The organism is Lachnoanaerobaculum sp. MSX33, assembly GCF_000512995.1.
Taxonomy (GTDB): domain Bacteria; phylum Bacillota; class Clostridia; order Lachnospirales; family Lachnospiraceae; genus Lachnoanaerobaculum.
The window spans coordinates 1-9,879 of sequence record NZ_AZXX01000051.1; the positions used below are offsets into that span (position 1 = coordinate 1).

General features: G+C 36.1%; 8 protein-coding genes. 3 read left to right on the top strand and 5 right to left on the bottom strand.

All coding sequences use genetic code 11. The features are described from left to right. Window positions 1-23: 23 nt before the first annotated feature. Genes HMPREF1495_RS04640 through HMPREF1495_RS04655 form a run of 4 tightly spaced genes read right to left on the bottom strand, consistent with a single transcriptional unit; the run spans window position 24 to window position 5,090 of the window. Window positions 24-1,367, bottom strand: coding sequence for an efflux RND transporter periplasmic adaptor subunit (locus HMPREF1495_RS04640; RefSeq protein ID WP_034212485.1), 1,344 nt, complete (start codon window positions 1,365-1,367; stop codon window positions 24-26). Between the two features lie 2 nt (window positions 1,368-1,369). Beyond that, on the bottom strand, window positions 1,370-3,715 hold the full coding sequence (locus HMPREF1495_RS04645; RefSeq protein ID WP_034212487.1) for an ABC transporter permease: 2,346 nt from the start codon (window positions 3,713-3,715) through the stop codon (window positions 1,370-1,372). Next, entirely contained in the window at window positions 3,715-4,419 is a 705-nt protein-coding gene (locus tag HMPREF1495_RS04650) for an ABC transporter ATP-binding protein (protein WP_034212489.1), read from the bottom strand. The genes HMPREF1495_RS04645 and HMPREF1495_RS04650 overlap by 1 nt, the downstream gene beginning before the upstream one ends. A gap of 17 nt (window positions 4,420-4,436) precedes the next feature. Beyond that, complete coding sequence (locus HMPREF1495_RS04655) at window positions 4,437-5,090, bottom strand: TetR/AcrR family transcriptional regulator (protein WP_034212491.1); 654 nt, start codon at window positions 5,088-5,090, stop codon at window positions 4,437-4,439. A gap of 449 nt (window positions 5,091-5,539) precedes the next feature. On the opposite strand from HMPREF1495_RS04655, the gene HMPREF1495_RS04660 reads away from it, so the two are divergent. From HMPREF1495_RS04660 to HMPREF1495_RS04670, 3 genes are read left to right on the top strand one after another with little or no spacing between them, the layout of a single operon-like run. Further along, entirely contained in the window at window positions 5,540-5,743 is a 204-nt protein-coding gene (locus HMPREF1495_RS04660; RefSeq protein WP_007594852.1) for a glutaredoxin domain-containing protein, read from the top strand. Then, on the top strand, window positions 5,743-8,010 hold the full coding sequence (locus tag HMPREF1495_RS04665) for a ribonucleoside-diphosphate reductase subunit alpha (protein ID WP_034212493.1): 2,268 nt from the start codon (window positions 5,743-5,745) through the stop codon (window positions 8,008-8,010). Before HMPREF1495_RS04660 ends, HMPREF1495_RS04665 begins: the two co-directional genes overlap by 1 nt. Continuing rightward, window positions 8,003-9,037 (top strand): ribonucleotide-diphosphate reductase subunit beta, encoded by a 1,035-nt coding sequence (locus HMPREF1495_RS04670; protein ID WP_007594856.1) that lies wholly within the window; start codon window positions 8,003-8,005, stop codon window positions 9,035-9,037. Before HMPREF1495_RS04665 ends, HMPREF1495_RS04670 begins: the two co-directional genes overlap by 8 nt. A gap of 135 nt (window positions 9,038-9,172) precedes the next feature. Here HMPREF1495_RS04670 and HMPREF1495_RS13870 read toward each other — a convergent pair. After that, window positions 9,173-9,879, bottom strand: a 707-nt coding sequence (locus tag HMPREF1495_RS13870; RefSeq protein WP_034212495.1) for a MucBP domain-containing protein, incomplete at its 5' end; no start/stop codon positions are given.

A 9,879-nucleotide genomic window follows, 5' to 3' on the forward strand; every position in this document is an offset into this window, starting at 1 on the left:
TTTATTATCAAACTTCTATATCTTTACTTCTTTTCTCTGACCTTACTACCGTCATTAAGCTTTTCTTCATCCGAATTTATAATCACTTTATCATCTTCTTTTAATCCTTCAGTTATGACTGCTTGTGTGGATGATTTATAGCTTATGCTTACAGGAGTTTTCTTAGCCTTTTTATCCTCTATCTTAAACACATAGTCAACTTCATCTTCGCTAAAAACCGAACCTATCGGCACTGAAATCGTTTCATCATTTTTATATAGTGTAAATATCGCATCCACACCATAACCGCTTTTTAAGATATCATCATCCACATTATCTAATATTGCCACAAGTTTTACCCTGTACTCCTTTAATCCCAGAGGGGACTTTTCCTCAGTCGCAAAATCATATATTTCACTTATCTTTCCGCTATAGTTTTTCTTTATACCTCTTAGATTAAACTCAGCCTCCATTACATCACCTACATGCAGATATGGTATAACATCCGTTAAAACACTGCACTCCAGTCTGTACTCATTATTATTTGTATCAATTACCGCAAGTTCCTGACCTGCTACAGCCATTGATATATCCTTTGCAGGTATCTTGGAAATGATTCCGTCATATTCCGCTTTTACTTCACAATCTTCTATTTGATGTTCCAACTGTGCTATAGATGTTTTTTCGGATTCAATCGCCGCCTCAATCTGCTTTTTTGTACTTTCATAAAACTTCTCACTGATATCCTTTTCGCTTAAGCCCTGACCTTTCAGAGTTTGCAGATATTTATTGCTTTCATCAAGCCTTTTTGACGCTGTTTCAAAATTTGATTTGGCATTTTCAAGATTTGCCCTGGAAGTTTCAAGTTCAATCAATGATACGCTCTGTGCTTCAAAAAGTGCCTGTTTTGCCGAGTAATCTGTCTGTGCCGCCTCGTATGCTGCTTTTGCAGTATCAAGACTTGATTTTAATCCGCTTATATACTCCATAGGAGAAGTTGCCATAAGCTTACCTATATCACTTTCTTCCTTTTTGGCTGTATATGAATCCAAGCTGCTCTGCCTTAGCTGCTTTTGATATTCAAGATCTCTGCTTGATATTTTTATAAGCACATCTCCCTTTTTTACCGGTGAATTTTCATTTACCAAAACCTCTTCAATACTTCCGTTCACCTTTGAAAGAATATGATACTCCTTTCCAAGACTTATAACCGCATTTTCCTTATAAGTATCATTCACCTCTCCGGCCTTTACGGTATAGACCTCCACATCTATAGCCTTATTAAGATTATTTATAATAAAGACTGATATAATAACTAAGATAATAATAGAAATCAGTATGTATTTTTTTCTTCCCTCAAAAAGCTGTGCTAAACTATTTTTTTTCATAGTTAACCTCTTTCTTTTAAACTGTCATTCGGATTTATTTTATCAATGGTTTTAAGAATTGCCCTTCCGGATATATATAGCATCAATATACAAAATATAAGTGAGGATATATACATTGATATCTCTATATTTAATTTCAGGGTAAAGGATTCTGAAACCAGCAAACTCTCAAGCAGCCATTTAAATAATTTTAAAAGCGGAATACTTAAAATAAGTCCGCATATAAGATATACCAGCTGTTCCATAAAAATCATCTGCTTAAGTTCCGTATCCAAAACCCCCATAATCTTCATAGTGGCAAATTCCGTTTTTCTCTCCCTTATGCTTATCAACGAAATATTGTATATAAGTACCACACCTGAAAATAATGCCAGATATATAAACATTCTAAGCATAAATTTAGAGCTTTTCATTCTGTCCTGATAAATCCTCAAAGTATCCCTCTTACTTGAAAATGAAGTAATATTTGCACTGTCATCTGTAAGCCTCTTTTTAATATTATCTTCCATTCCTCTTTGTGTATTAAAAATTAATGTATTTGAGAAACTTTGCAATGAAAGATATTGATTTATATTTTGTATATCCACATAGCAGCCGCTTCCAAATGCCTCAAAAATAATCTTACTTACAGGCAATTTTGTTTTTTTCTTAGGGGCATAGCCTGTACTGATTTCAATACTGTCGCCTTCTTTTACATTCAAATCCTTTGCAATCCTTGAATTTAAAATAATTCCTTCCCTTGGAGGCTCATAAAATATATCATCCACATCACATATCCTATAAAGCTTTGAACCTCTGCCTATGCCTGTGAGCAGTGTCGGCTTTGTATGATTTTGAGATTTTAATGTTACAGGTATCTCACAAATAATCTCTCTCTCACCCACTCCGTCTATACTGTCAAGTGAATTAAATACACTGTTAAAAGAGGAATAGTTTTCCATTGTTACTTTTACATCATATTTTGCAATATCTTCAAAATATCCTACAAACATCTTGTTGACCGCATTTTCCGACGCCAGCAAAGTACATGAAAGTGCAAACGGAAAGGCAATCGCAAAGGCAATAAAAAATGTTCTGAAAGGACTTCTTAAAATAGAGCGTATACCCATTTTATGCATAACATTAAAATGCCTTATTATACCCGGAGAAAAATTATTTCCTACACTCGGTGCGGCTGCCCTCATAGCCTCCGCCGCCTGTATCTTTGTTATTCCGCCAACTCCCAAAATCACAGCCGCAATACTTGAGGTGGCCGCTATTAAAAATCCTTTAAGCTTTGTGGAAAGCGGATCGATATAGCTTGGTGACGGCAATGAAAAAAACTCCGCATACTGATTAAACATATACATTCCAAAAGGTCTTGCAAGTATGCATCCGATAAATGCTCCCATAAAACTTATCATAATCGCCTGTACCAGATATGCGCCTAAAAGCTCGCTGTTTCTAAGCCCCATCGCCTTCATTGTTCCTATAAGACTTCTGTCATTATCAATCATTTTTTTCAGCACCGTATACAGCATAAATACAGACATTGACATAAAAACAACCGGCAATATGGTACCTGTACCTGTAAGTTCTGTAATCTCACCGTCCACCATATTGTAGCTGCTTTGCTTTTCCTTATTTGTAAAACTCTGCAATCCGTACTCTGATAAATGCTCCCTTAAACTGTATCTGACTTCCTCATAGGAATAACCGCTTTCCATTTCAAAGCTTATTTCATTTACTATATTCTCTCTTCCCAGTATCTTTTCAAGCTTCTCCGAATTTACAATTGCAATATCATAATCTCTTCCGTCAGATATTACCGCACCGCTTGGAGGAATGGCATATATATAATTGGGTGCGGATGCAACTCCTGCAATTATAAAATCATAGCTCTCACCATTATGTATAAGGCTTATAATATCACCCTTTTTTAAGTTTCTGGCTTTCATCATCTTTGAGCCTATAAATATCTGCTCACTGTTTGGAGGACTCTCAGGCTTTAAAAGAGGTCTGTTTAAATAAGCTTCTTCATCATAGGAGAGTACATGCAGATTTGCTATATCACCGATACCTTCTCCGGCAATTCTTAGATCTGCACTCAAAATACCGGAAGCTCTCTTTATACCAGGATAATCTTCAAATTCCTTTAACCTTTCTTTCGGCATGGAGATAACATTTGCAAAAATATCAGCCATATTATTTTCTTTATAATAGCTGTATACCTGCCCTTTAAGGTTTATAAATGTATCATTCATTGAAACAAATATAAAAACTCCAAGAGCCATAATAAGAGCGGCACCTATATATGTTCCCAAATTCCTTTTTGCGGATCTGAATAAATTTTTTGCAAAATATTTCATTACCACACCACCTCATCAGGACTTATAGGATGCTCATTTGTCACTATTTTTCTGATATTGCCGTCTTTAAGATAAAACACTCTGTTTGCAATCTTTGCCACATTTTCATTATGGGTTATTATCATAATGGTTTTATTATATTTTTTATTAAACTCAAGGAGTATTTTAAGTATCTGTACTCCTGTAGATATATCCAAAGCACCTGTAGGCTCATCACAAAGCAGCAAGTCCGGATTTTTACAGATTGCCCTTGCAATCGCCACTCTTTGCTGCTGACCTCCGCTCATTTTTCCAGGATAATGATCTCTTCTATCCCATAGTCCCACCTGAGTAAGAAGTTCCTTAGGATCAAGCGGATTTGGTGAGAGTTCCTCCGCCAGTTCCACATTTTCAAGAGCATTTAAGTTCGGCATCAGATTATAAAACTGAAAAATAAAGCCTATATTTGCTCGCCTAAAGGAGGTAAGTTCTCTTTCTGTCATACTACTTAAATCAATTCCGTTGTAGCTTATACTCCCTGAGCTTACGGTTTCGATTCCTCCAAGGATATTTAAGAGCGTGGACTTTCCTGAGCCTGAAGGTCCCAAAATAACCACAAGTTCCCCTTTATATACCTCAAAGCTTACATCATCAAGTGCATTTACCTTTACTTCCCCAAGAAGAAATTCCTTATGTACATTTCTTGCAATTATAAGTTCTTCCATAGTTCTACCTCATATGTTTATTCGTCAATATAAAACCTTCTTACATATTGTTTTGAAACTTCCGTCATTTCCTCATCCAACAGCGGAATACCTATGGCATCAAGAATCACTTTGAGCATATCTATTTTTCTAAATGCACCCTCCATACTGTTATCTATCAGTGTAGGCAAAAGCCAGACCTTTGAAAGCAGACCGAATACCTCCGCCGCCTCCTTGGTGTATTTTGGATCAACTCTCATAGAGCCGTCCTCATTCCCCTCCTTTATAAGAGCTTCTATCTGAGGTGAAATATTTTTTAAAACAGTTTCAACCAATTGAGTAAAAAAATGCGGATTATGAATCAGGGGGATGGTTTCCATATTCATTTTTCTGATATTCTCATCATTGGCGGCGTCCTTAAAACTAGCCCTGATTTTTTCCAATGCATTTAATCCTGTATGATTTTTTATCATATTCGTAAAGCTGTACTCTTCATATAATTTATCAAAGATTGCACTTAGGATCTCATCCTTTGATTTAAAATGATGGTATATAGCCCCCTTTGTTATATCACCCAGCTCATCCACAATATTTTGTATGGACACATTATCATAGCCCCTTGTGGTAAAAAGGTAATAAGATGTCTGCAATATTCTCTCCACTGTTTTTTCAGGGTATTTATTCCTTGGCATATCTCCTCCGGTATCTCTTATTTAAAATTCGGCTCTATACATACCAACCGTATGTATGTATCTTATAATATTTTTTTTAAACTTTCAATATAAAGTAGGAAAACTTTAAAAAAGAAGCTGTCGCTTTAACAATTGATAATTACTTGGTGCGATAGCCCCTTTTTATCCGGATGCCGGCAAGTTCTCGGGACTTTGACACTTTGTTTTCCTAAATAAGTATTAAAAAAGTCCTAGAATCCACATATATCCTATCTTTCTTAGTCAATCTTTTTGTAAATTTTTTTTAACACTAATTATTTTTAATCTCGGATTTTATTATTTAAAATCAAAATATATACTTTACTTTTTTGGTTTTATATAATAAAATTAGTAGGCTATTAGCACAATATATTGTGCTGACTTCATATCCATTCACAATATATATGTATAATTTTAAGGAGTGTTTAGAAATGATAAAAGTTTATGGCAAGGAAAACTGTGGTAAATGCGTATCTTTAAAGGGAATATTGGAAAATAAGAACCTTGAATTCGAATACATCGAGGACATGAAAACACTTATGATAGTTGCAAGTAAGGCAAGAATTATGAGTGCTCCTGTAGTGGAATATAATGACAATGTGTACTCAATGGAAGCCTTCTTACAGGTGATCTGATGTCAAACGAAAAAAGAAAAGTTATCAATCGAGATAACATAATCGAAGATCTTAATATAGAAAAAATCAGAGAAAAGCTTTTGAGGGCCTGTGACGGTCTGGAAGTAAATATGGTTGAGCTTGAGAGTAATATAGACTCAATCTATGAGGAAAATATTACTACTCAAAAGATTCAGGCATCTTTAATAAACACCGCAGTTACTATGACAAGCTTTGAAGAAAGTGACTGGGCATACGTTGCCGGAAGACTGCTTATGATGGAAGCTGAAAGAGAAGTTTTTCACTCAAGAAAATTCTCTTACGGTGATTTTTCCAAAACTATAAAGCATATGGTTGAACTTGGACTGTATGATGAAAGACTGTTAACCTATAGCAAAGAAGAATTGGATCAAATTGCCCCACTTATAGATATAGACAGAGATATGGTCTATGACTATGCCGGGGCAAATATGCTTGTTAACAGATATTTAATTAAGCATGAAGGCAAAACTTATGAACTGCCTCAGGAAACATTTATGGCAATATCTATGATGCTTGCTTTAAATGAAAAGCCCGGTGAAATAAGAGTAAATATAGTAAAAGAATTCTATAATGCATTATCTCTAAGAAAGCTCTCACTTGCGACTCCTATGCTTGCAAACCTTAGAGTCCCTGACGGAAATCTGTCATCATGCTTTATTACAGCAATAGATGACAATATAGAGTCTATCTTCTACAATATCGATTCTATAGCAAGAATCAGTAAAAACGGCGGTGGAGTTGGTGTAAATGTTTCAAGAATAAGAGCAAAAGGCTCTATGGTAAACGGTTATTACAATGCCAGCGGCGGTGTTGTACCATGGATCAGAATAATAAATGATACAGCTGTTGCCGTAAATCAACAGGGAAGAAGAGCCGGAGCCGCTACAGTAGCTTTGGATACCTGGCATTTAGATATTGAATCATTCCTTGAACTACAAACTGAAAATGGTGACCAAAGAGGAAAAGCTTATGATATCTATCCACAGGTAGTGTGTTCCAATCTCTTTATGAAACGTGTTAAAAACAATGAATCCTGGACTTTACTTGATCCATATGAAATAAGAAGAAAGTATGGTGTTGAACTTTGTGAGCTTTATGGTTATGAATTTGAATCAATCTATGAAAAGCTTGAAAAGGACGATAATATCAAGCTTAAAAAGGTTTTAAATGCCAAGGATCTGTTTAAGAGCATTATGAAAACTCAGCTTGAAACCGGAATGCCTTATATCTTCTTTAAAGACAGAGCAAATGAGGTAAATCACAACTCTCATATGGGTATGATAGGTAACGGAAATCTCTGTATGGAGAGTTTTTCAAACTTCAAACCTACCGTAAATTTTGAGGAAGAAGTTGACGGCAATACGGCTATAAGAAAAAGTGATATGGGTGAAATTCACACTTGCAACCTTATTTCTCTTAATCTGGCCGAACTTACCTCTGATGAGATTGAAAAGCATGTCGCCCTTGCAATAAGAGCTTTGGACAATACTATAGATTTGACGGTTACTCCTTTAAAAGAATCCAATAAGCATAACTTACTTTACAGAACAGTAGGTGTCGGTGCAATGGGACTTGCCGACTTCTTGGCAAGAGAATATATGATTTATGAAGACTCTATAAATGAAATAAATGAGCTGTTTGAAAGAATAGCGCTTTATTCTGTAAAGTCTTCCGCATTGCTGGCAAAGGAAAGAGGAGCTTACAAGGCCTTTAAGGGTTCTAAATGGGATCAGGGTATATTCTTCGGCAAGAAAATAGAATGGTATGGAGCAAATTCAAAATTCAAAGATGAATGGAATGAGGCTTTTTATCTGGTTGAGGCTAACGGTCTCAGAAACGGTGAGCTTACAGCAATAGCGCCTAATACTTCCACATCTTTGTTAATGGGATCGACCGCATCTGTAACTCCGACATTCTCAAGATTTTATATTGAAAAGAATCAAAGAGGAGCAATACCCAGAACGGTTAAGCATTTGAAGGACAGAGCATGGTTCTATCCCGAGTTTAAAAATGTAAACCCTATCAGCTATGTAAAGATAATGGCAAAGATAGGTTCATGGATAACGCAGGGTGTATCTATGGAAATGGTCTTTGACTTAAACAAAAATATTAAAGCAAAAGATATTTATGACACTTTAATGACTGCCTGGGAAGAAGGCTGTAAGAGTGTTTATTATATAAGAACAATTCAAAAGAATACGAATACTATTTCAGATAAAGAGGAGTGCGAAAGCTGTAGTGGATAGAAAGAAATTATTTAATCCGGCAGGTGATGATACATTAAGTGCAAGGAAAATTATAAAGGGTAATTCAACAAATCTTTTTAACCTGAATAATGTCAGATTTCAGTGGGCGAATCATCTTTACAGAACTATGATGGCAAATTTCTGGATACCGGAAAAGGTTGATTTAACCAAGGATAAAAATGACTATGAAAATTTGACTTTACCTGAGAGGGAGGCATATGACGGAATACTTTCATTTTTGATCTTCCTTGACAGTATACAAACCAATAATATTCCTAATATTTCAGACCATGTAACAGCACCTGAGGTGAATTTATTGCTGGCTATACAGACTTTCCAGGAGTCCATTCACTCTCAATCTTATCAGTATATAATTGAGTCCATACTTCCAAAGCAGAGCAGAGATCTGATCTATGACAAATGGAGAGATGATAAGATATTATTTGAAAGAAACAGTTTTATTGCAAAGATCTATCAGGATTTTATAGACAATCAGTCTGATGAGAACTTTGCCAAGGTCATAATAGCAAACTACTTGCTTGAGTCACTGTATTTCTATAACGGTTTTAACTTCTTCTATCTTCTTGCAAGCAGAAATAAGATGGTAGGTACCTCTGATATTATAAGACTTATAAACAGAGATGAGCTCTCACATGTTGTTTTATTTAGAAGTATTGTTAAGGAAATAAAGAATGATTACCCTGAGTTTTTCTCGGCGGAAACTATCTATTCCATGTTTAATACCGCCGTTGAGCAGGAAATTAACTGGACAGAGCATATAATAGGAAATCGTGTACTTGGTATAACTTCTCAAACAACTGAGGGTTATACAAAATGGCTGGCTAATGAAAGATTAAAGTCTTTAGGCCTCGAGCCTTTGTATTCAGGTTTTACCAAAAATCCTTATAAGCATTTGGAAAGATTTGCCGACACCGAGGGCGAAGGCAATGTTAAGTCTAATTTCTTTGAAGGTACCGTTACAAGTTACAATATGAGTTCTTCCATTGACGGATGGGAAGATTTCTAAATAATACTATATTGTCTGTTACTTTACGATTTTTAAATTGTAAAGTGACAGACTTTTTTATTATCATCTTTTCAATTCTTTATAGATTCAATTTACATAAAAAAAGCCCCCGACTTAAAGTCGGGGACTGAAAAATTATCTTTCTTCTTTTTTCTTGAATGCCGGTGCCATTGCAGCTGCGATTGAACTCATCAGAATAAATACATATCCTCTTACGTCCTTTCTGTCCTCTGTCTTCGGTACTGCAAGTGCCACTCTTGTACTGCTTGGTACAGGTGTCACTTTCTGTGGCTGTGGATTCTTGGTAGGTGTTGGGGTGTCTATCAAGATCACAGGCTCTTCTATTGCATTCTTTGATGTTACTTTGTTGTCTACACTTACCTGTCCAGGTCTTACACTTGTGTTGCCGCTTCCTGAACTTCCACTTCCTCCTCTGCTTGTGTTTGAGCTTGTCGCTATTGACGGGGTCGCTAAAGGTCTTGTAGGTCTGATTACTACATCCTCATCTCTTCCCGGTATAGTGATCTGGCTTGGGGTTGCCACTCTTATCGGAGTTGTAGGGGTCGTCGGTGTGGTAGGTGTTGTCGGTGTACTTGGATTTACCGGTGTTACAGGGTTTATCGGATTAATCGGGTTAATCGGGTTAATCGGATTTATCGGGCTTGGGTTTATAGGAGTTACAGGTGGCACAGGTCCCGGTATTACTACCACGCTTGGGTCCTTCTTATAGATGTATGTTACTTCTATTCTTCCTGAACTGAATACTCCTGTCTCTGCTCCCTGTACAAGGTATAAACTATATCCGTCTATTGCCTTTGCCGCTGTTGCGTATGGCAGGCCAA